20 protein-coding genes are annotated in these 19,706 nt (G+C 65.3%); 1 reads left to right on the top strand and 19 read right to left on the bottom strand.

The window, feature by feature from the left end; genetic code table 11:
• Window positions 1-49 precede the first annotated feature (49 nt).
• Window positions 50-691 (top strand): hypothetical protein, encoded by a 642-nt coding sequence (locus LX81_RS06610; protein WP_146259402.1) that lies wholly within the window; start codon window positions 50-52, stop codon window positions 689-691.
• A gap of 9 nt (window positions 692-700) precedes the next feature.
• Here the strand turns inward: LX81_RS06610 and LX81_RS06615 are convergent, their stop codons facing one another.
• The 19 genes from LX81_RS06615 to LX81_RS06705 form a co-directional block, all read right to left on the bottom strand.
• Window positions 701-2,368: a ribonuclease J gene (locus LX81_RS06615; protein WP_111536511.1), complete on the bottom strand. Its 1,668-nt coding sequence runs from the start codon at window positions 2,366-2,368 to the stop codon at window positions 701-703.
• Between the two features lies 1 nt (window position 2,369).
• The gene (locus LX81_RS06620; protein WP_111536512.1) at window positions 2,370-3,149 is read right to left on the bottom strand and encodes a type III pantothenate kinase; all 780 of its coding nucleotides are present in this window, start codon (window positions 3,147-3,149) and stop codon (window positions 2,370-2,372) included.
• A gap of 12 nt (window positions 3,150-3,161) precedes the next feature.
• The gene (locus tag LX81_RS06625) at window positions 3,162-3,899 is read right to left on the bottom strand and encodes a biotin--[acetyl-CoA-carboxylase] ligase (protein WP_111536513.1); all 738 of its coding nucleotides are present in this window, start codon (window positions 3,897-3,899) and stop codon (window positions 3,162-3,164) included.
• Window positions 3,889-5,328: an NADH-quinone oxidoreductase subunit NuoN gene (nuoN, locus tag LX81_RS06630; protein ID WP_111536514.1), complete on the bottom strand. Its 1,440-nt coding sequence runs from the start codon at window positions 5,326-5,328 to the stop codon at window positions 3,889-3,891. The genes LX81_RS06625 and nuoN overlap by 11 nt, the downstream gene beginning before the upstream one ends.
• 9 nt (window positions 5,329-5,337) lie before the next feature.
• A complete protein-coding gene (locus LX81_RS06635; RefSeq protein WP_111536515.1) occupies window positions 5,338-6,876 on the bottom strand; it encodes an NADH-quinone oxidoreductase subunit M in 1,539 nt (512 codons plus the stop codon).
• Window positions 6,877-6,880: 4 nt separating this feature from the next.
• A complete protein-coding gene (gene nuoL, locus LX81_RS06640; protein WP_111536516.1) occupies window positions 6,881-9,019 on the bottom strand; it encodes an NADH-quinone oxidoreductase subunit L in 2,139 nt (712 codons plus the stop codon).
• Between the two features lie 6 nt (window positions 9,020-9,025).
• The gene (gene nuoK, locus LX81_RS06645; RefSeq protein WP_111536517.1) at window positions 9,026-9,331 is read right to left on the bottom strand and encodes an NADH-quinone oxidoreductase subunit NuoK; all 306 of its coding nucleotides are present in this window, start codon (window positions 9,329-9,331) and stop codon (window positions 9,026-9,028) included.
• A 209-nt stretch (window positions 9,332-9,540) separates the two neighbouring features.
• The gene (locus LX81_RS06650) at window positions 9,541-10,155 is read right to left on the bottom strand and encodes an NADH-quinone oxidoreductase subunit J (protein ID WP_111536518.1); all 615 of its coding nucleotides are present in this window, start codon (window positions 10,153-10,155) and stop codon (window positions 9,541-9,543) included.
• 28 nt (window positions 10,156-10,183) lie between these two features.
• Window positions 10,184-10,684 carry an NADH-quinone oxidoreductase subunit NuoI gene (gene nuoI / locus LX81_RS06655; RefSeq protein ID WP_111536519.1) on the bottom strand — a complete coding sequence of 167 codons (501 nt, stop codon included), beginning with the start codon at window positions 10,682-10,684 and terminating at the stop codon, window positions 10,184-10,186.
• A gap of 3 nt (window positions 10,685-10,687) precedes the next feature.
• Window positions 10,688-11,725, bottom strand: coding sequence for an NADH-quinone oxidoreductase subunit NuoH (nuoH, locus tag LX81_RS06660; RefSeq protein WP_111536520.1), 1,038 nt, complete (start codon window positions 11,723-11,725; stop codon window positions 10,688-10,690).
• 201 nt (window positions 11,726-11,926) lie between these two features.
• On the bottom strand, window positions 11,927-13,933 hold the full coding sequence (nuoG, locus tag LX81_RS06665; protein ID WP_111536713.1) for an NADH-quinone oxidoreductase subunit NuoG: 2,007 nt from the start codon (window positions 13,931-13,933) through the stop codon (window positions 11,927-11,929).
• Between the two features lie 124 nt (window positions 13,934-14,057).
• Window positions 14,058-14,510 carry a hypothetical protein gene (locus LX81_RS06670; protein WP_111536521.1) on the bottom strand — a complete coding sequence of 151 codons (453 nt, stop codon included), beginning with the start codon at window positions 14,508-14,510 and terminating at the stop codon, window positions 14,058-14,060.
• Window positions 14,510-14,914 (bottom strand): DUF5333 domain-containing protein, encoded by a 405-nt coding sequence (locus tag LX81_RS06675; RefSeq protein WP_111536522.1) that lies wholly within the window; start codon window positions 14,912-14,914, stop codon window positions 14,510-14,512. Before LX81_RS06675 ends, LX81_RS06670 begins: the two co-directional genes overlap by 1 nt.
• A 102-nt stretch (window positions 14,915-15,016) precedes the next feature.
• Entirely contained in the window at window positions 15,017-15,373 is a 357-nt protein-coding gene (locus LX81_RS06680; protein ID WP_111536523.1) for a hypothetical protein, read from the bottom strand.
• Window positions 15,374-15,450: 77 nt separating this feature from the next.
• Window positions 15,451-16,740: an NADH-quinone oxidoreductase subunit NuoF gene (gene nuoF / locus LX81_RS06685; RefSeq protein WP_111536524.1), complete on the bottom strand. Its 1,290-nt coding sequence runs from the start codon at window positions 16,738-16,740 to the stop codon at window positions 15,451-15,453.
• Between the two features lie 56 nt (window positions 16,741-16,796).
• Window positions 16,797-17,012: a DUF5337 family protein gene (locus tag LX81_RS06690; RefSeq protein ID WP_111536525.1), complete on the bottom strand. Its 216-nt coding sequence runs from the start codon at window positions 17,010-17,012 to the stop codon at window positions 16,797-16,799.
• Window positions 17,013-17,033: 21 nt separating this feature from the next.
• On the bottom strand, window positions 17,034-18,158 hold the full coding sequence (locus LX81_RS22495; protein ID WP_211322718.1) for a helix-hairpin-helix domain-containing protein: 1,125 nt from the start codon (window positions 18,156-18,158) through the stop codon (window positions 17,034-17,036).
• 177 nt (window positions 18,159-18,335) lie between these two features.
• Window positions 18,336-19,376, bottom strand: a complete 1,041-nt coding sequence (nuoE, locus tag LX81_RS06700) for an NADH-quinone oxidoreductase subunit NuoE (RefSeq protein WP_111536526.1) — start codon at window positions 19,374-19,376, stop codon at window positions 18,336-18,338.
• 3 nt (window positions 19,377-19,379) lie between these two features.
• Complete coding sequence (locus LX81_RS06705; protein WP_111536527.1) at window positions 19,380-19,706, bottom strand: hypothetical protein; 327 nt, start codon at window positions 19,704-19,706, stop codon at window positions 19,380-19,382.

A 19,706-nucleotide genomic window follows, 5' to 3' on the forward strand; every position in this document is an offset into this window, starting at 1 on the left:
CCGATCCGCGTTAGGGCATTCTTTACCAGCTTCGGGCCACGTTTGCGGCATGGCACCGAAGTTACTACCTCTCGCAGCGTTCCTTTGCCTCGCGGCTCTGCCGGCCCCGGCACAGGACGTCTGCGCCGCGCGCGTGAATTCCAGTGTGATCGAGATTGACCGCGAAAGCCTCGATGCCCCTCGGGAGCGTCCAGGCCTTCGCGAACGGGTGACCGGCTGGCCTGCCCTGGGATTGCGCCGGGTTACGGGCAGCCGCCCGTCCTGCGGTACCGAAACCCTGATCGCCTACCTCTCCGACACCGTCCCCGCGGACGAGATCGCGGCCTACTGCCTCTTCGAGGATGATACCGAAGGCTATCTTCTCGTTCCCGGCACGCGGGATCGACGCGGGCGCTGTGCCGCGACGACTTGCGATCGGGTGAATGCCGCTGCGGGCGGGGTGAAATCCGTTGCCGGCACCGCCGTGGACATCGCGACCGGCCGGGATGCCGACCGCGGAGAGAGCCGGACGTCGGCCGTACTCCATGCCTCCGGCGCGGCGATCGTCACCGGATCCGCGACATCGCTTCTCTCGAGCCTCGGCACGGGGATCGGCACCGCGACGACCGCCGCGCTCACCGCGCCCGTTCTTGCCGGCGCGGCGGCGGTGAGCGCGGTCGCCGTGGGCGGCGCGCTCTATATCTGCCACTGACGCACCGCGTTAGGACAGGCGGCTGACTACCACCGTCACTTCCGGTTTCCGTCCGATCTCGTCGAGCGCCGTCTGGCGTGCGACACGGCGTAGACCCTCGTCGAGCTTCGCGTCGTCTAGAAGCGTCTTGTCGTTGGCGCGCTGCAGGAACTGGCCAAGATCGGCTTCCATGACATCGGTCAGCGAGGAACCCGATCGTCCCGTCTCCGGCAGGCCTACCAGTTCGACCCACGGATCGCCAAGCGGCGCGTCTTCCTCGTCGAGGATCATCGTCACGACGACGTGCCCGTTGAGTGCCATGCGGATTCGGTCCCGCACCACGCCATCGAGCGCCCCGATCTGCACCGCGCCGTCGAGATAGGTTCGGCCCGTCTCAACGAACTCGACGATTTCGGGCTTGTTGCCGGACAGCGAAACGCAGGTGCCGTTCGGCGCCAGCACGCCGGTACGTCCGGAGGCGCTGGCGAGCTTCACGTGCTCGCGCAGGTGCCGGTGTTCCCCGTGCATCGGAATGACGATCTGCGGTGCGACCAGCTCGTGCATCGTTGCGAGGTCCGGACGGTTAGCGTGACCGGAAACGTGATAACGGCCATTGTCGTCATCGATTATATCGACCCCCATCTCGGAGAAGGCGTTCATGATCCGGATCACGCCCTTCTCGTTGCCGGGAATGGTCTTGGAGCTGAAGAGGAACGTGTCGCCCTCGTCCATCGAAAGACCGAGATACTTGCCGCGCGAAAGCTGCGCGCTCGCCGCCCGTCTTTCGCCCTGGCTGCCGGTGACGATGAGCATGAGGTGGTCGCGCGGGATATCGCGTGCTTCTTCCGGGCTGACCGTGGTGGGAAAATCCGACAGGACGTTCGTCTCCACCGACGCCTCGATCATCCGCCGCATCGCCCGTCCCAGAAGACAGACCGACCGACCGCTCGCCACGCCAGCCTCCGCCAGCGTGCGCACGCGCGCGACATTCGACGCGAAGGTCGTGGCCACGACCATGCCGGTCTGCTCCGCGACCAATCGCTGGATCTCGGGGCCCACGGTGGATTCCGAGCGGCCCTCGTGCCGGCTGAAGACGTTCGTCGAATCGCAGACCAGCGCCTTGACGCCGGGCTTCGCCGCCTCCGTCCAAAGTGCACGGTCGAAAGGCTCGCCCACGCCGGGCGCCACGTCGATCTTGAAGTCCCCGGTATGGATGATGCGACCGGCCTTGGTCTCGATCACAAGGGACGAGCTTTCGGGGATCGAGTGGGACACGGGCAGGAAGCCCACGGTGAACGGACCCGCCTCCACCGTCTCGGGCCAGATGCCGGCAATGCGGACGTTCTCGGGATCCTGACCCTGCTCTTCCATCTTGCGCCGGGCATGATGGGCCGTGAAACGCCGCGCATAGACCGGGGCGCGCAGCCGGGACCAGAGATGGCCGACCGCGCCCACATGGTCCTCATGCGCATGGGTGATGAAGATCCCGTCGATCCGATCCGCGCGTTCCGCGAGCCAGGCGATATCGGCGAAGATGAGGTCGACGCCCGGGCTCGTCTCCATGTCGGGAAAGGCCACGCCGAGATCGACGACGATGAGCCGTTCGGCGTCCGGCGCGCCATATCCGTAGACATAGCAATTCATGCCGATCTCGCCCGCCCCGCCGAGGGGCAGGTAGATCAATCTGTCTTCCGCCATTTTATTTATGCAAATCCCTGTTGAAACGATGGATCACGGTCAGGCCGTGCATCGTCAGATTATCCTCGAACACGTCGAAGAGCGTGTCACCTTGCTGGAAGAGCGGCGCCAGCCCGCCTGTGGAAATGACCTTCATGGGGCGTCCGCACTCATCCTTGATGCGCCGGACGATCTCGCTCACGAGGCCGATATATCCCCAGAAAACGCCCGATTGCATGGCGTTGACAGTATTCGTTCCCACCACTTGGGGCGGCATCGTCACGTCGACAAGTGGCAAGGCCGCGGTCGCCTCGTGGAGCGCCTGCAGTGACAGGTTCACACCCGGTGCGAGCACGCCGCCGATATAGGCACCGTCGCGGTCGACGATATCGAAATTCGTGGCGGTCCCGTAATCGACGACGATCAGGTCGCCGCCATAGAGGTCGTGCGCCGCGACCGAATTGGCAAGGCGGTCCGGCCCGACCTGGGTGCCGGGATCGATCCGGACCGGGATCGGCAACGCGCAGTCGGAGCGGCCGACGACCAACGGGCGGCAATCGAAGTAGCGATTGCAGAGAACGCGGAGGTTGAAGACGACCCGTGGAACGACGGACGAGACGACGACCTCGTCGATCTTCACTTCATCGAGTCCACGCAGTTGCATTAGTGACGTGAGCCAGACGTAGTACTCGTCCGCCGTCCGCTGCACATCGGTCGCGCAACGCCAGGTCTGCAGGAAGGCCTTGCCGTCCCAGAGGGCGAAGACGGTGTTCGTATTACCGCAATCAATTGTCAGGAGCATCGACGACCGCCCTCAGAAATATACGTCTGCGGCCGCGATCCGGCGCTCGCCGTGATCCGTCGCGAGGACCAGACGTCCCGCCTCGTCGACGGTCTCGAAGATGCCCGTCACCTCCTCCGATCCCGTCCTGGCGGTGATGACCTCGCCGAGCCGCGCGGCGTTGCGGAGCCACTTCTCCCGGATGGGGGCGAAGCCGAGCTGCTCCAGGATCGACTCCTCCGTCGCGTAATGCCCGGCAAGCCGCAGGAGGAAATCCTCCGGATCGATGTCCCCGCCAAGCGCGATCGGCGGGAACGCGTCATCCTCCAAGCCCTCGGGCGCGGCGGCGAGGTTCACGCCGATGCCGATGACGAGCCAATCGATCCCGTCCGGCGCACTGGCCGATTCCAGCAAGATCCCCGCGACCTTGCCGCCGTCGAGCAACACGTCGTTGGGCCATTTGAGCGACAGGCGGGTGCGTTGCGTGTAGAGGGCCAGCGTTTCGAAGACCGCCAGCGCCGCCATGAAGCTCCGCAGGGCCGCCCATCCGGCCGTTCCCGTTGGCCGCATGGCGAGGGTGGCCGCGAAGTTTCCGTCCGGCATCTGCCAGTCGCGCCCCCGCCGCCCGCGTCCGGCCTCCTGCCTGCAGGCCATGAACCAGGTCGGACGCTCGATTTCAGGCGCGGCACGCAATGCCTCCGCGTTCGTGCTGTCGACGCTGTCGAAAACGACCTTTTCGTAGCCCTCCGGCCAGACGGGCTCAGTTGACAAGGGTCGCTGCCGCCGCTGCCGCCGCGCCCTCGATGCCGAAGAGGTTCACGACACCCAGAACCATCGCCGCCGCGGACGCCATCAGGAACCCCCAGAGGACCGGAGACCGACCGCCGTCGAGCGCGTCGGATTCCACACCGAAATACATGTAGTAAACGATCCTGAGGTAGTAATAGGCCGCGATCGCGGAGGCGATGACGCCGAGGATGGCGAGCCAGACCATGCCACCCTGCACCGCCGCCGTCAGCACGTAGAACTTCCCGAAGAAGCCCACGAGCGGCGGAACGCCGGCCATCGAGAACATCAGGATGAGGACCGCCAGCGCTTTCGTCGGGGCCTGCCGCGCATAGGAGTTCAGCGCGTCGATCCGCACGACGGGCGTACCGTCCTTCTCCATCGACAGGATGAAGGCGAAGGTGCCGATGTTCATCGTGACGTAGATCGCCATGTAGACGAGCATCGCCTGGACGCCGAAGGCGGTACCCGAGGCGAGGCCCATGAGCGCGAAGCCCATGTGGTTGATCGAGGAATAGGCCATCAGCCGCTTGATGTCCGTCTGCCCGATCGCGGCCACGGCGCCGAGGAACATCGACGCCACCGAGAGAAGCGCCACGACCTGCCGCCAATCCGCCGTGACCCCGCCGAACGCGTCGTGGAGAACACGCGCGAAGAGCGCCATCGCCGCGACCTTCGGGGCGGTGGCGAAGAAGGCCGTCACCGGCGTCGGCGAACCCTCGTAGACGTCCGGAGTCCACATGTGGAAGGGCGCGGCCGAAACCTTGAAGGCGAGACCGGCGGCGATGAAGACGAGCCCGAAGAGAAGGCCAAGGGGTGCGGTGCCCTCGCCCGCCGCCGCGATGATCCCGCTGAAGAGCGTCGTTCCAGCAAAGCCGTAGGTCAGAGACGCGCCATAGAGGAGGAGCCCGGAGCTCAACGCGCCGAGGACGAAATACTTGAGCCCGGCCTCCGTCGACTTCACGCTGTCGCGCCGGAGGGCGGCCACGACATAGAGGGCGAGCGATTGCAGTTCGAGCCCCATGTAGAGCGCCATCAGATCGCCCGCGCTCACCATCACCATCATGCCGATCGTGGCGAGGATCACGAGCACGGGATATTCAAACCGCAAGAGCCCCCGCCGCTCCATGTAGGCCTGGCTCATGATCAGGATCGAGGCGGCGCTCAGCAGGATCGTCACCTTGGCAAAACGCGCGAAGGCGTCGTCGATGAACATGCCGCCGAAAGCCGACCTGTCGCCGTTCCCGGAGAACCCCACGAAGGCCGCGACGATCACGAAGAGAGCGGCCGTCGCCCAGACGAGCATGGGCGCGAGGCGATCCTTCCCGGTGTAGACGGCCCCGAGAAGCGCCAGCATCGCGGACAGCGCCAGAATGATTTCCGGCAGGAGGAGCGAGAAGTCGGAGGAGGTCATCGATGCCCCTTAATTCGACGCCACGGCGGTCGAGGCTTCAGCCTCGTCCAGCGCGGTCTGGTAATCGGAGAGCAGATCGCCCACGGCAGGGCCGATCCGGTCGGTCACGAGCGAGGGATAGACGCCGAGGAGAAGCGTCATCGCGACGAGCGGCGCAAAGATCCACTTCTCCCGCGGCGTCAGGTCGGTGATCGAGCGCAGGCTCTCCTTGATGAGATCGCCCATCACGACCCGCCGGTAGAGCCAGAGCCCGTAGGCGGCGGAAAGAATGACGCCCGTCGTTGCGACCACGGCGACCCAGGTATTGGCCTGAAACATCCCCATCAGCGTGAGGAACTCGCCCACGAAGCCGCTCGTCCCCGGCAGGCCGATATTGGCCATCGTGAAGAGCAGGAAGATCAGCGCATAGGCCGGCATCCGGTTCACAAGCCCGCCATAGGCATCGATCTCCCGCGTATGCATCCGGTCGTAGATCACGCCCACGCAGAGGAAGAGCGCGCCGGAGATGAACCCGTGGGAGATCATCTGGAAGATGGCCCCGTCGATCCCCTGCTGGTTGGCGGAGAAGATGCCGGCAGTGACGTAGCCCATGTGCGCGACCGACGAATAGGCGATGAGCTTCTTCATGTCGGTCTGCGCCAGCGCCACGAGCGATGTGTAGACGATGGCGATGGCCGAAAGCCAGAGGATCAGCGGTGCGAGAAGGTCGGATGCAACGGGAAACATCGGCAGCGAGAAGCGCAGGAACCCGTAGCCGCCGAGCTTCAGCAGGATCGCGGCAAGCACGACCGACCCGCCCGTGGGCGCCTGCACGTGGGCGTCGGGAAGCCAGGTATGCACCGGCCACATCGGCATCTTGACCGCGAATGAGGCAAGGAAGGCGAGCCACATCAACGTCTGCAGACCGCCGATGACCGGGAAGCCGAGGACGTCCAGCGTCTCCGAGGAGAAGGTATGGCCGAGCAGCGCCGGAATGTCCGTCGTGCCGGCATCCACGTACATCGCGACCATCGCGACCAGCATCAACACGGAGCCGAGGAACGTGTAGAGGAAGAACTTGAACGCCGCATAGATCCGGTTTGCACCGCCCCAGATGCCGATGATGAGGAACATCGGGATCAGCCCCGCCTCGAAGAAGAGGTAGAAGAGAATGAGGTCGAGCGCGATGAAGACGCCGAGCATCAGCGTCTCGAGCACGAGGAAGGCGATCATGTATTCCTTCACCCGCGTCTCCACCTCCCAGCAGGAGAGGATGACAAGCGGCATCAGGAACGTCGTCAGCAGGACGAAGAGCACGCTGATCCCGTCGACCCCGACCTTGTAGGTGAAGCCGAGGACCCATTCGCCCTCCTCCACAAACTGGAAGCCCGCGCCGGGCTCGAACCCCGCGAGGACGAAGAGCGACAGCAGGAAGCTCGCCGTGGTCGCGATGAGGGCCAGCCATTTGGCGTTGGCGCGCGCGTCCGCGTCGTCGCCGCGGAGGAAGAGCGCGAGGATACCCGCCGCGACCAGCGGAATGAACGTGATGATGGAGAGCAGATTATCCAAGGTCTCAGCTTCCCAGAAGCGTCATCAAGGTGATGAAGAGCGCGATCCCGAGGACCATCGCAAAGGCGTAGTGGAAGAGGTAGCCGCTCTGTGCCCGCCCCGCGAGGCGGGTGAAGAACGGGATGATCCCCATCGCGATGCCGTTGATACCCCCGTCGATCACGTTACCGTCGCCGCGCTTCCAGAGGAAGGCACCGAGTGCCTTCGACGGGCGGGTGAAGATCGCGTTGTAGATCTCGTCGAAGTACCACTTGTTCAGCAGGAACCGGTAGAGCGCCGGCTGGCTATCCGCGAACTTGCGCGGCAGGTCTGTCCGCCGAACGTACATCATGTAGGCCGCTCCTAATCCCAGAAGCATCGCGACAAAGGGCGACACGGCAACCCAGACCGGCGAATGGTGCGCCTCGTCGAGGACATGGTTGTCGGGAGCGATGTAGATCGCGCCGACGCCGGGCGCGTTGCCCGCGAAATCCGAGTGCTCGCTCGGCCCTGCTTCCGGTTCCGTCACCGCCTCGGCGGCCTCGCCGGCATCGCCCTCCGCAAGATCCTCGACCGCGGACGACGCGCCCTCGCCTTCGCCCGCAGCGGCTTCTTCGGTCTGCTCGACATGCGGGAGACCGAAGAAGTTCGCCACCGCCTCTTCGTCGCCGAAGAAGCTGTTGAACCACAGCATCCCGGAGAACACGGCGCCGAGCGCCAGGGCGCCGAGCGGCGCGAGCATGATCTTCGGCGATTCGTGCGCATGGTCATGCGTATGACGGTCGCCGCGCGCATCCCCGAAGAAGGTGAGGAACATGAGGCGCCATGAATAGAAGCTCGTGAAGGCCGCCGCCACGACGAGAAGCCAGAAGGCATAGACGCCCGGCCCGCTATGCGCGCCCCAGGTGCTCTCGATGATCGCGTCCTTCGACAGGAACCCGGCGAAACCGATATGGGTAAGCGGGATGCCGACGCCCGTGATCGCGAGCGTGCCAATCATCATGGCCCAGAACGTGTAGGGCATCTTGTGCCGCAACCCGCCGTAATTCCGCATGTCCTGCTCGTGGTGCATGCCGTGGATGACGGAGCCGGCACCGAGGAACAGCATCGCCTTGAAGAAGGCATGCGTGAAGAGGTGGAACATCGCCGCCGAATAGACGCCGACGCCCGCCGCCGCGAACATGTAGCCCAGCTGCGAGCAAGTCGAATACGCGATCACGCGCTTGATGTCGTTCTGCACGAGCCCGATCGTCGCGGCGAAGAACGCCGTCGTGGCGCCTATCACGGTCACGAAGGCGGTGGCCGTGGGGGCGAATTCCATCAGGGGCGACATCCGGCAGACGAGGAAGACGCCCGCCGTGACCATCGTCGCCGCGTGGATAAGCGCCGAAACCGGCGTCGGTCCCTCCATGGCGTCGGGCAGCCATGTATGGAGGAAGAGCTGGGCCGACTTGCCCATAGCGCCGACGAAGAGGAGGACGCAGATCACCTCCATCGCGTTCCATTCGCGCCAAAGGAAGCTCATCTGTGTCTGCGCAAGCTCTGGCGCGGCCGCGAAGATGTCTTCGAAGTTGATGGAATCGACGAGGAAAAAGATCGCGAAGATGCCGAGCGCGAACCCGAAATCGCCCACGCGGTTGACGACGAAGGCCTTGATCGCCGCGGCATTGGCCGAGGGCTTGCGGTAGTAGAACCCGATGAGGAGGTAGGAGGCGACGCCGACCCCTTCCCAGCCGAAGAACATCTGCACGAGATTGTCGGCCGTCACGAGCATGAGCATCGCGAAGGTGAAGAACGAGAGATAGGCGAAGAAGCGGGGCCGGTAGCTCTCGTCGTCGCGGAAGTTCTCGTCATGCGCCATGTAGCCGAAGCTGTAGAGGTGCACGAGGCTCGACACGGTGGTGATGACGACGAGCATGATCGCCGTCAGCCGGTCCATCCGGATCGCCCAGTCCGTCGAAAGGCTTCCCGATTCGATCCAGCGCAAGATCTGGATCCGCTGCGTCTCTCCGTCGAAACCGAAAAACACGATCCAGCTCAGGAGCGCCGTGAGGAAGAGGAGTCCGGTCGCGGTCCATTGCGCGGGAACCTCGCCCATGAACCGCCAGCCGAACCCGCAGATCAGCGCACCGACAAGGGGCGCAAAGAGAATGATCGTCTCCATTCCGGGTCAGCCCTTCATCACGTTGACGTTTTCGACGTCGATGGTGCCGCGGTTGCGGAAGAAGCAGACAAGGATCGCGAGCCCGATCGCCGCCTCCGCCGCCGCGACGGTCAGCACGAAGAGCGTGAAGACCTGCCCCACGAGATCGCCGAGATAGGCCGAGAAGGCCACGAGGTTGATGTTCACCGCCAGGAGCATGAGTTCGATGCTCATCAGGATGATGATCACGTTCTTGCGGTTCAGAAAGAGGCCGAAGATGCCGATGACGAAAAGCGCAGCAGCGACGGTCAGGTAGTGCTCAATGCCGATCATGCCGGACCTTTCGGATCAGAGGAACGCGTAGCCGCCACCGAAGAGGATGATCAGCACGGCGATGACGACGACGATTGTGGTGTTCGACATGTCCCGGGTTCCTTTCTGGTCTCTCGACCCGGGTTTCCCGGGGCGTCTTCGTTACCGCCGTTCCTAGAAACGTCGTCCGGCCGGTTCAAGCAGGTTCGTCATCCGAATCCCGAACGATCTCACAGGCCCTGGCCCGACTTGACGTCCCGGAGCTCCATCGCGGCCTTCGGATCGCGCATCATTTGGGCCACGACGTTCTGCCGCTTGACGTCCGTCCGGTGGCGCAGCGTCAGGACGATCGCGCCGACCATGGCGACGAGCAGGATCAGGCCGGCAAGCTGGAAGAGCAGGATATACTGGTCATAGACCAGACGCCCGATCATCTGCGTGTTGCTCGCGTTCGTGAAGACGAGCGGATCGGCCGCGCGGTTCTCTTGCGCGAGGGGCGAGGTCTGCCAGACGCCGAAGGCGATGCCGAGCTGCATCAGGATGACTACCCCGATGAGGAGCGCGAGCGGCATGTATTTCGCCATCTCCGCCTTCAGCTCCGCGAAATCGACGTCGAGCATCATCACCACGAAGAGGAAGAGCACCGCGACCGCGCCCACGTAGACGATGATGAGGAGCATCGCGACGAATTCCGCGCCGAGGAGCACGAAAAGACCTGCAGAACTCAGGAAGGCAAGGATCAGCCACAGGACCGAATGGACCGGATTGCGGGCGATCACCGTGAAGAGACCCGCGGCCACGACCGCGATGGCGAAAAGATAGAAGGCGAAATCGGCGGGGGTCATGGGAACATTCCTCGGTCGCGGGCGCAGGTCAGCGGTAGGGCGCCTCGATCTCCAGATTGCGGGCGATCTCCGCTTCCCAGCGCTCGCCGTTCTCGAGAAGCTTCGCCTTGTCGTAGAAGAGCTCTTCCCGCGTCTCGGTCGAGAACTCGAAATTCGGTCCTTCCACGATGGCGTCGACCGGGCAGGCCTCCTGGCAGAAGCCGCAATAGATGCACTTCGTCATGTCGATGTCGTAGCGCGTCGTCCGGCGCGACCCGTCGGCGCGCGGCTCGGCGTCGATGGTGATGGCCTGCGCGGGGCAGATGGCCTCGCAAAGCTTGCACGCGATGCAGCGTTCCTCCCCGTTGGCGTAGCGACGCAGCGCGTGTTCGCCGCGGAAGCGCGCGCTGAGCGGCCCCTTTTCGTGCGGGTAGTTCAGCGTGGCCTTGGGGGCGAAGAAGTATTTCAGCCCCAGGCCAAGCCCCTTGAACATGTCGAAAAGCAGGAAGTACCGCCCGGCGCGGGCATAGTCGAACGTGGACGTGGACATGGATCAGACCCCCGTGGCCCAGCGGGCATAGGCCCCGCCGAAGAGTTCGAAATGAGCGAAGAACGAGACGAGCACCACCCAGAAGAGCGAGAACGGAAGAAACACTTTCCACCCGAGCCGCATCAGCTGGTCATAGCGGTAGCGCGGCACGACCGCCTTCACCATCGCGAAGAGAAAGAAGAAGAAGCCCATCTTCAGGATCATCCAGAACGCCCCGTCCGGCAGGAACGGCACGGGCGACAGCCAGCCGCCGAAGAAGAGCAGCGACGTGACGGCACAGAGCAGGAAGATCGCGATGTACTCGCCCGCCATGAAGAGCAGGAACGGCGTCGAGGAATATTCGACCTGGTAGCCTGCGACCAGTTCCGACTCGGCCTCAGGCAGGTCGAAAGGCGGGCGGTTCGTCTCCGCGAGGCAGGAGATGAAGAACAGGAACACCATCGGGAAATGCGGCAGCCAGTACCACGAGAAGAGACCGAAATCCCCGTCCTGCGCCCGCACGATGTCACCGAAGTTGAGCGAACCGGTCGTGATGATTACGCCGACGATGATGAGGCCGAGCGACACTTCGTAGGAGATCATCTGCGCCGCCGACCGGAGCGATCCGAGGAACGGGTATTTCGAGTTCGACGCCCAACCGCCCATGATCACCCCGTAGACCTCGAGCGATGAGATCGCGAAGATGAAGAGGATCGCGACGTTGATGTCGGCGAGCACCCAGGTGTCGTTGAACGGAATCACCGACCACGCCAGCATCGCCAGGACGAAGGAGACGAGCGGCGCCATCAGGAAGACGGTGCGGTCCGCGCCCGCGGGCACCACGACCTCTTTCAGGACGTATTTCAAAGCGTCCGCGACGGATTGCAGGATGCCGAAAATGCCCACGACGTTCGGGCCCCGCCGCATCTGGACCGCCGCCCAGATCTTGCGGTCGCCATAGACGAGGGCCAGGAGCGAGATCATGACGAAGGCCACGACCAGCAGGCATTGGGCGGCGATCGTCAGTAGGATACCGCCCGGTGTCGTCAGAAAATCAGCCATGTGTTCCTATTTCCAACCTTGCGCCCGAACGCGGATACGGGACCGTGAAACGGTCCGCGCGCCGGGGCCTGTGGCCGGCCGGCGCATCGCGCCTTGGCCCGTGTTAAACGTATTTCCGGTACGAACGCCAGCAGCTTCGGTGAGAAAACCCACTCATCCGATGCGAGGAGCATCGCCGCGGAAGGCACCGGGGCGGGCAACTCATTCAGCCGCAAGTGCCGTTTCGCTCCGCGCCTTCGACATCGACGAGAGTTCCCCCATCAGGGTACTGGCCCGCATGATCGGGTTGACGAGATAATGATCGGAGACCGCCGGCGCGAAGTCCGACGCGTCGATCTCGCCACGATCGAGCGTGCCGATCTCGTTGACGGGGACGTCGTCGAGGGCGCCGAGGACGGGATGCGCCTTCACCATAGCGCGCCGCAGCTCGCCGATCGTGTCGAAGGGCAGCGTCGCGTCGAGCGCGGCCGAAAGCGCCCGCAGGATTGCCCAGTTCTCCTTGGCCTCGCCCGGCGGGAAGCCCGCGCGAAGCGCCATTTGCGGGCGGCCCTCGGTATTGACGAATACACCCTGCTCCTCGGTGTACGCCGCGGCGGGCAGGATGATGTCGGCCCGGTGCGCGCCACGATCGCCATGGCTGCCCTGATAGATGACGAATGGCCCGTCGGGGACATCGATCTCGTCCGCCCCGAGCGCATAGACGACCTCGGCCCCGTCGAGCGCGGCACCGACGCCGCCATCGGTGACGGCGCCCACATCCATTGCGCCGACACGGCTCGCCGCACCGTGGAGCAGCAGGAGCCCTGCCCCGGCATCGCCCGCGATCCGCACAGCCTCCGCCAGGATCGCGGCGCCGTCGTCACGGCGGAGCGCCGCCTGGCCGACGATCACGATCGCGTCGCCGTCGATTTCAGGCATGGAGAGATCGGCGAGCGCGTCCGGCCCCGTCGCGTGATGGGCGTAATTGTAGGTCAGATCCGCCGCCTCGCCCACGACGATGATCTCCGCACCGTGGAGCCAGGCCTTGCGGATCCGGGAATTGAGCACCGGTGCCTCCAGCCGTGGATTGGTACCCACGAGAAGGATCTGCTTGGCGTGGTCGATATCCTCGATCGCGACCGTCCCGGCATAGCCGCCGCGATTGCCAGCAGGCAGCTTCGCACCGTCGAGGCGGCATTCGACCCGGCCGCCCTGGCCTTCCACGAGCGCTTTCAGGGCATAGATCGCCTCGACCGGGGCCAGATCGCCGACGAGACCCGCGACGGTCTTGCCCTTCATCGCGGCGGCGGCCGCCGACAGCGCTTCCGGCCACGATGCGGGACGCAGGCGGCCGTTCTCACGGATATAGGGCTTGTCGAGGCGCTGGCGCCGGAGCCCGTCCCAGACATAGCGGGAGCGGTCGGCGAGCCATTCCTCATTGATGCCGTCGTGGTTGCGCGGCAGGATCCGCATCACTTCGCGGCCCTTCGTATCCACACGGATATTAGAGCCGAGCGCGTCCATCACGTCGATCGTCTCCGTCTTCGTGAGCTCCCACGGCCGCGCGGTGAAGGCGTAGGGTTTCGAGGTCAGCGCGCCGACCGGGCAGAGATCGACGATGTTGCCCTGCATCTCCGAATCGAGCGTCTGACCGAGATAGGAGGTGATCTCCGCATCCTCGCCGCGGCCCGTCTGGCCGAGTTCGGGCATCCCCGCGACCTCGGTGATGAAGCGCACGCAGCGGGTGCAGGAGATGCAGCGCGTCATGTGCGTGCCGACGAGCGGGCCCAGATCCATGTTGGCATTGGCGCGCTTCGGCTCGCGGTAGCGGGAGAAGTCGACGCCGTAGGCCATCGCCTGGTCCTGCAAATCGCATTCGCCGCCCTGGTCGCAGATCGGGCAATCGAGCGGGTGGTTAATGAGCAGGAACTCCATCACCCCTTCGCGCGCCTTCTTCACCATAGGTGAGTTGGTCTTCACCTCCGGCGGTGCGCCGTCCTTGCCGGGGCGAAGGTCACGCACCTGCATGGCGCAGGACGCGGCGGGCTTCGGCGGGCCGCCGACCACCTCGACGAGGCACATGCGGCAGTTGCCGGCGATCGACAGCCGCTCGTGATAGCAGAAGCGCGGGATCTCGATCCCCGCCTGCTCGCAGGCCTGGATCAGGGTCATGGCGGGATCGACCTCGATCTCCCGGCCGTCGATGATGATGTTGCGCAGATCGCTCATGGCGTTCGCTCCATGGTCGGGGACGGCAGGGGCCATCCGTCTTCTCCGCTACCATGTAGCGCAGCGCCGCAGCCGCGAAAACCGGTGATCGGTGGAAGCCGCGGATTTGTCGCGGCCGTATGCCCTATCGGCAGTGTCCGCCGAACCCCCAGCTCGCGAGGTCGGGCGCCGAATGGCGGTAGGCCGCGTCGATCTGCGCCACCGCCTCTCCGGCCTGCCCGCCGCAATGAAGGGCCGCGGCCTGCCCGGCCGAACCCAGGGCCACGCGGTAGGGCACGACGTTGGGCGTGACGTAGACGTTGAACGAGCCGTCGCGCAGAATCACGAGTTGCGTGCGCCAGGGTACGGTATCGGGAAGATATCCCGGCGCGTGGATGTCGGCTCCGGACGTGCCGTAATAATCGGGCAGACGATCGCCGGGCGTGTAGACCGGTGCGCCGCGCGGAACCGGAACGCCCGGGCCGAGGCGGTAGACGGTCGCGTCGCCCGAGGGCAAGAGGGTTTCGGTCCTGTTGTCGTCCGCCGCCGCGGCGCCCGCCGCGAGGAGGGACGCGATCGTCAATGCCCTGATCACCATCAATTGTCCTTCAAGAGTTGTCCGGCCTGCGTGCCGCGCGCGATTTCTTCACGCCCAACGGCGCAATAGCCCGCCGGGTTTCCCGGCGCGGCACCGCGGGCGGCAAGATCGGCCCGGACCTCCGCGCGAAGCGCGTCCTTGGCCGTATCGTTGTCTTCGAGCGCCTTCACGTCCGCCTCCGAATATCCAGCGTCCCGCGCATAGCGTTCAAGCGATTTCAGGAAGCTGTAGGCGCGCACGAGCCGTGGCGAGATATCGGGGCAGTTCCGCCGGACCTCGTCGGCGAGCCCGATCGCGTAGAAGCCCTGCCGGACGGTTCTGTCCTGCGCCAGCGGCGTCTGTGCCGCGACCGGGCCCGCGAAAAGGCCAAGGGCGAGAGCGGCGGTGAGGAACGTCTTCAGCATGCTGTATCTCCACGGAAACGGGCTCGAGGACTCCGCACAACCTAGAAGTCCGTGGATAATAAAGACTTTAAGTTTGATGGGACAAGGCCCGTCGCGGCCCGATCAACGGAAGTTGCACCGGCCCCGGAACGCGAGTCGCCCGGAGCCCGCCGGCACGCCCACCCAGTTCTCGGGGCTCCCAACAGCCTGCCACGTGATCTCGGAGGTCCCGAAGGTCCGAAGGCAATAAACCGTTCCGGGATACCGAACGGATTCGCGGATCTGCGCGAGCCCGGCGCCTCCGGCATTTACGAGTACCGTGAAATTCGGATCGCGGCGTCCGTCGCGGCGCAGCGTCGCACGGTAAGGCAGAGCCTCCTGCGGCAGCGCCGCGCCAAAGGCGGATCGCAAGCCCGTGGGCAGACGATCGCATCCCGAGATGGCCACGATCAGGACAAGTAACAGCAGCCGCGCGGGCATGGGTTCGCCTCCGCCTATCTCTCCGGACGCTAGATGGCGGAGGGCGCCGGGGGGTGCAAGCCTTCCCGGCCCCGTGCCTATTCCGCTGCGACCCGCGCGCCGCGCTTGTGGGCGATCCGATCCTCGATCTCGCCCCGGAAATGCCGGATCAGGCCCTGGATTGGCCAGGCCGCCGCGTCGCCGAGGGCGCAGATCGTATGCCCCTCCACCTGCTTCGTCACGTCGAGGAGCATGTCGATCTCCGCGACTTCCGCCTCGCCGCGAACGAGGCGCTCCATCACCCGCATCATCCAGCCCGCGCCTTCCCGGCAGGGCGTGCACTGTCCGCAGCTTTCGTGCTTGTAGAAGGCCGCGAGGCGCCAGATCGCCTTGATGATGTCTGTCGACTGATCCATGACGATCACCGCCGCGGTGCCGAGGCCGGATTTCTGTTCCTTCAGCCAGTCGAAATCCATGATCGCGCCCTCGCGCATGGACGAGGCCGGCAGGCACGGGACAGAGGAACCGCCGGGAATCACGGCCTTGAGGTTGTCCCAGCCACCGCGGATGCCGCCGCAATGCTTCTCGATAAGCTCGTCGAACGGGATCGACATCGCCTCTTCGACAACACAGGGCCGGTTCACATGGCCGGAGATCGCGAAAAGCTTCGTCCCCGCATTGTTCGGACGGCCGAAGCCCGAGAACCAGGACGCGCCACGACGCAGGATGGTGGGCACGACCGCGATGCTTTCGACGTTGTTGACCGTGGATGGGCAGCCGTAGAGCCCCGCGCCCGCCGGGAAGGGCGGCTTCATGCGCGGCATCCCCTTCTTGCCCTCGAGGCTCTCGAGAAGCGCCGTCTCCTCCCCGCAGATATAGGCGCCCGCGCCATGCGTGAGATAAAGATCGAAATCCCAGCCCGACCCGGCGGCGTTCTTTCCCAGAAGCCCGTCGTCATAGGCCGCGTCGATCGCCGCCTGCAGCGCCTCGCGCTCCCGGATGTATTCGCCGCGGATGTAGATGTAGCAGGCATGCGCGTTCATCGCGAAGGAGGCGATGAGGCACCCCTCGATCAGCGTATGCGGATCGTGGCGCATGATCTCCCGGTCCTTGCAGGTCCCGGGCTCCGATTCGTCGGCATTGACGATGAGATAGGCCGGACGACCGTCGCTCTCCTTCGGCATGAAGGACCATTTCAGGCCGGTGGGAAAGCCCGCGCCGCCGCGGCCCCGGAGACCCGAATCCTTCATTTCCTGAACGATCCAGTCGCGCCCCTTCTTGATCAGGTCGCCCGTACCGTCCCAATGCCCGCGCGCCTTGGCGCCGGCGAGGCTGCGGTCGAACATCCCGTAGAGGTTGGTGAAGATGCGGTCCTTGTCGTCCAGCATGGCGTCTCCTCGCGGGTCGTCCACCCGTCTCGATCCATGGGCCCGAGGGCCCGTTGTCATTGCTTGCGGCGTATTTGCCAGATCGACCAGGTTTCGACCAGTGCCCAAAAGAACGCAGCAAGCGCGATGAGATAGGCGAGAATCTCATAGCGCTGCGCGACACCGAGCCAGACCGGCAGAACCGGTGCCACGAGCGCGAGGAGGCCCCCCAGCACGATCACGAGCGCGGCGATACGCCCCCGCCGCGCAAGCTCGGCGTCACGATCGGACATTCCGGAGAGCCTCTTTCTCTATCAATAGACATCGCCCTCGTTTACGCGGCGGGAGAACTCGGTCTCGCCGCCCTCGGCAAGGACTTTCGCCTGAGCGACCCAGTTGTCGCGGCTCACACGCCCCTTGAACCCCTCGAGGTTCTCGTCGACCCAGGCGACCTCCCGCTCGGTCCAGGACGCGATCTGGTCGTAGTGGAAGACGCCCATGTGATGGAGCATCTGCTCGATCTTCGGGCCGACGCCCTTCACGCGCTTCAAATCGTCCGCCCCGCCTTCTCGCGGCTCGGACAGCCGGCGCGGTTCGGTGCCGATCAGGACCGTCCCATCATCGGAGTCGCCCTGCATCGGCGGCACATCGGAGGATGCGGACCCGGCGCCCTCGGCCGGCGCGGGCTCGTGCTCGGAGGGCGCGACGCTCGCCTCGGCCATCTTCTCCTCGGCGGCCGCCATCCGCGCCTTCTCGGGGTCTTCGAACGCAGCGCCCGTCCCGGCGTTTCCGGTGTCGTCGGAATCTTGCTCGGACGTTTCCGTCGGAACCTCGCCCGCGAGCGCATCACGCTCCGTCGAGGTGACCGTGTCGGCCTCATGATGCTCCGTCACCGGTGCTGCCGTCGCGGTCTCCGCCGTTTCGCTTTCGTGTCCCGCTGCGGATGTGCGGTCCTCTTCCGTATGGTCGAGAGGCCCGTCGACGCTGCCCGGCCGCGCCTGCACGCTTCCCGTCTCGACAGGCGTCCGCTCGGTGGAGGCATCAAAGGCCGTCGCGGGCGATTCCGCGTGCTCCGCGTCATTCGCGATTCCCTTGCCGGGTGCGCCGGCGGAACCGGCGGCCAGTCCCGCGTCGAGGGGCACACCTGCCGTCCCGGGCTCCACCCCGGCGGTGCCGGGCGCGACGGTGCGATCGCCCATCCGTCCGTCCTTGGACGCCGTGGGGACAGGACGCCGCGCGTCGCGGCGCGCGTCGTCGCCCCGATTGTGCAGTCCGAAAAACAGGAAGATCGCCGCCGCTGCCGCCACGACAAGCGCCAGGAACAAGGCCGGGGAGAACGCGAAATCCCCCACTACCATGAGTGCGACGAAGGCGACGAAGCCGATCCCCCCGGCAATCATGCCGACGGCCATCATCGATCCCTGCGTTTGCTTGGTCATTTCAGTCAATCCCTCTGCCCCGGGCAGTTTCGGTGCCCTCCGCAGAATAATTAGCGCGATTGCGACGGTCTGTCTCCCCGTCTCGCATGATCGGTAAGACGTAGCGCGTCCGGCAGCTCTCAGAACTTGCGGGTGCCGCCCGATCTCGTGGGAAAAGACGGCCGCACGGCGCCCGCGTCACGACTTGTCGGAGTCTGACTTCGCCTTGTCCTGCAGCGGAGAGCCGCTTTTCTTGGCATTCTCGCGGCCTTCGCCCGGAGGCGGCGTGCTGGTTTCGGGCGCCTCGCCCGCTTCCGCATCGTCGCTCGGAGCAGCGTCCCCGCCCTCCGGGGCTACATCCGCCTCGTCGGGCCGCGCCTTGTTGTCGACGGCGGCTTCCTGCTTGGCGATGCCCGTCTCGTCGATGGGCCGATCGTCCGCGGGCTTCGGGCCCGGCGTCGGCTCGTCGATTCCGCCCTTGGGGCCGAGCAGGTCGTCGGTCACGGGCTCGGGCACCGCCGCGCCCTTCGAATGCCCGGTCTCGTTCCAGGGCGTGACGAGCGGCACCTCCGTTCCGTCGATCCGCTTGATCGTATCGCCCAGATCATTCGCGAGCGTGACGCTCGCGTTGAAATCGTTGTCCTCGTCGCCCGCGAGCGCGGTTCGCCCCTCGCGTGGCTCCGACGCGAACCGACCGATCTGCGATCCGGGGCGCGGGACTTCTCCGGCCGCAAACTTGTCGAGCAGCCCCGAAAAGCTCTCCGCCGTCAGGTCCTCGTAGTAATCCTTGCCGATCTGGACCATCGGCGCGTTGGAGCAGGCGCCGAGACACTCGACCTCTTCCCAGGAGAATTGGCCGTCCTCGCTGATCTGATAGGGGCGTGGCGCGATCTTTTCCTTGCAGATCGCGACGAGGTCCTCCGCGCCGCAGATCATGCACGACGTCGTGCCACAGACCTGCACATGGGCGCGCTTGCCGACCGGCTGGAGCTGGAACATGAAGTAGAAGGTCGCGACCTCGAGCACCCGGATCACGGCCATGTCGAGCATCCGCGCGACCTCTTCGATCGCGGGACGCGACAGCCAGCCTTCCTGTTCCTGCGCGCGCCACAGGATCGCGATAACCGCGGAGGCCTGTCGGCCCTCGGGATACTTTGTCATCTGCGCTTCCGCCCAGGCGCGGTTCTCGGACGTGAAGGCAAAGCTTTCGGGCTGGTCGGGATGAAGTCGTCGAAGCATATTCTATTCGCAATCGGTAAGGGTGATCGAGTTCGGGCCGCCGACAGGGAGACCCGAATTGGATCTTTCTTCGAAGATCGGCTCGAGACCGCTCGGGAGGGTCTCACGGGTGTTCGCTTCAGATTCGGCATCGACAGACCTTACGGATGCCGATGCGGAGTCGATCTGGCCATCCACGTTCTCGCCGTCGCAGATTCGACCCTGGCTCTGGAAAAGCGCGGTGTAAACCGAGGCCCGTTTATCCTGCGGAACGCAACGTAAGAAATCGCGCGCCGCCTCGGCGGCCGCGACGCTGGCCGTGAAACCGGCCGCCGGTGCCAGGGCAGCCAT

The sequence above is a fragment of the Palleronia aestuarii genome (genome assembly GCF_003253995.1).
Taxonomy (GTDB): Bacteria; Pseudomonadota; Alphaproteobacteria; order Rhodobacterales; family Rhodobacteraceae; genus Palleronia; species Palleronia aestuarii.

What these genes read in the sequence shown, in the direction of transcription:
- nuoI (WP_111536519.1), bottom strand. Translation starts at nt 10,684, where the DNA reads ATGTCCACGTCCACGTTCGACTATGCCCGCGCCGGGCGGTACTTCCTG.
- LX81_RS06650 (WP_111536518.1), bottom strand. Translation starts at nt 10,155, where the DNA reads ATGACCCCCGCCGATTTCGCCTTCTATCTTTTCGCCATCGCGGTCGTG.
- LX81_RS06675 (WP_111536522.1), bottom strand. Translation starts at nt 14,914, where the DNA reads ATGCTGAAGACGTTCCTCACCGCCGCTCTCGCCCTTGGCCTTTTCGCG.
- nuoK (WP_111536517.1), bottom strand. Translation starts at nt 9,331, where the DNA reads ATGATCGGCATTGAGCACTACCTGACCGTCGCTGCTGCGCTTTTCGTC.
- nuoE (WP_111536526.1), bottom strand. Translation starts at nt 19,376, where the DNA reads ATGCTTCGACGACTTCATCCCGACCAGCCCGAAAGCTTTGCCTTCACG.
- LX81_RS22495 (WP_211322718.1), bottom strand. Translation starts at nt 18,158, where the DNA reads ATGACCAAGCAAACGCAGGGATCGATGATGGCCGTCGGCATGATTGCC.
- nuoN (WP_111536514.1), bottom strand. Translation starts at nt 5,328, where the DNA reads ATGACCTCCTCCGACTTCTCGCTCCTCCTGCCGGAAATCATTCTGGCG.
- nuoF (WP_111536524.1), bottom strand. Translation starts at nt 16,740, where the DNA reads ATGCTGGACGACAAGGACCGCATCTTCACCAACCTCTACGGGATGTTC.
- LX81_RS06620 (WP_111536512.1), bottom strand. Translation starts at nt 3,149, where the DNA reads ATGCTCCTGACAATTGATTGCGGTAATACGAACACCGTCTTCGCCCTC.
- LX81_RS06615 (WP_111536511.1), bottom strand. Translation starts at nt 2,368, where the DNA reads ATGGCGGAAGACAGATTGATCTACCTGCCCCTCGGCGGGGCGGGCGAG.
- nuoH (WP_111536520.1), bottom strand. Translation starts at nt 11,725, where the DNA reads ATGGCTGATTTTCTGACGACACCGGGCGGTATCCTACTGACGATCGCC.
- LX81_RS06680 (WP_111536523.1), bottom strand. Translation starts at nt 15,373, where the DNA reads ATGCCCGCGCGGCTGCTGTTACTTGTCCTGATCGTGGCCATCTCGGGA.
- LX81_RS06610 (WP_146259402.1), top strand. Translation starts at nt 50, where the DNA reads ATGGCACCGAAGTTACTACCTCTCGCAGCGTTCCTTTGCCTCGCGGCT.
- LX81_RS06670 (WP_111536521.1), bottom strand. Translation starts at nt 14,510, where the DNA reads ATGGTGATCAGGGCATTGACGATCGCGTCCCTCCTCGCGGCGGGCGCC.
- nuoG (WP_111536713.1), bottom strand. Translation starts at nt 13,933, where the DNA reads ATGAGCGATCTGCGCAACATCATCATCGACGGCCGGGAGATCGAGGTC.
- LX81_RS06705 (WP_111536527.1), bottom strand. Translation starts at nt 19,706, where the DNA reads ATGGCTGCCCTGGCACCGGCGGCCGGTTTCACGGCCAGCGTCGCGGCC.
- LX81_RS06690 (WP_111536525.1), bottom strand. Translation starts at nt 17,012, where the DNA reads ATGTCCGATCGTGACGCCGAGCTTGCGCGGCGGGGGCGTATCGCCGCG.
- nuoL (WP_111536516.1), bottom strand. Translation starts at nt 9,019, where the DNA reads ATGGAGACGATCATTCTCTTTGCGCCCCTTGTCGGTGCGCTGATCTGC.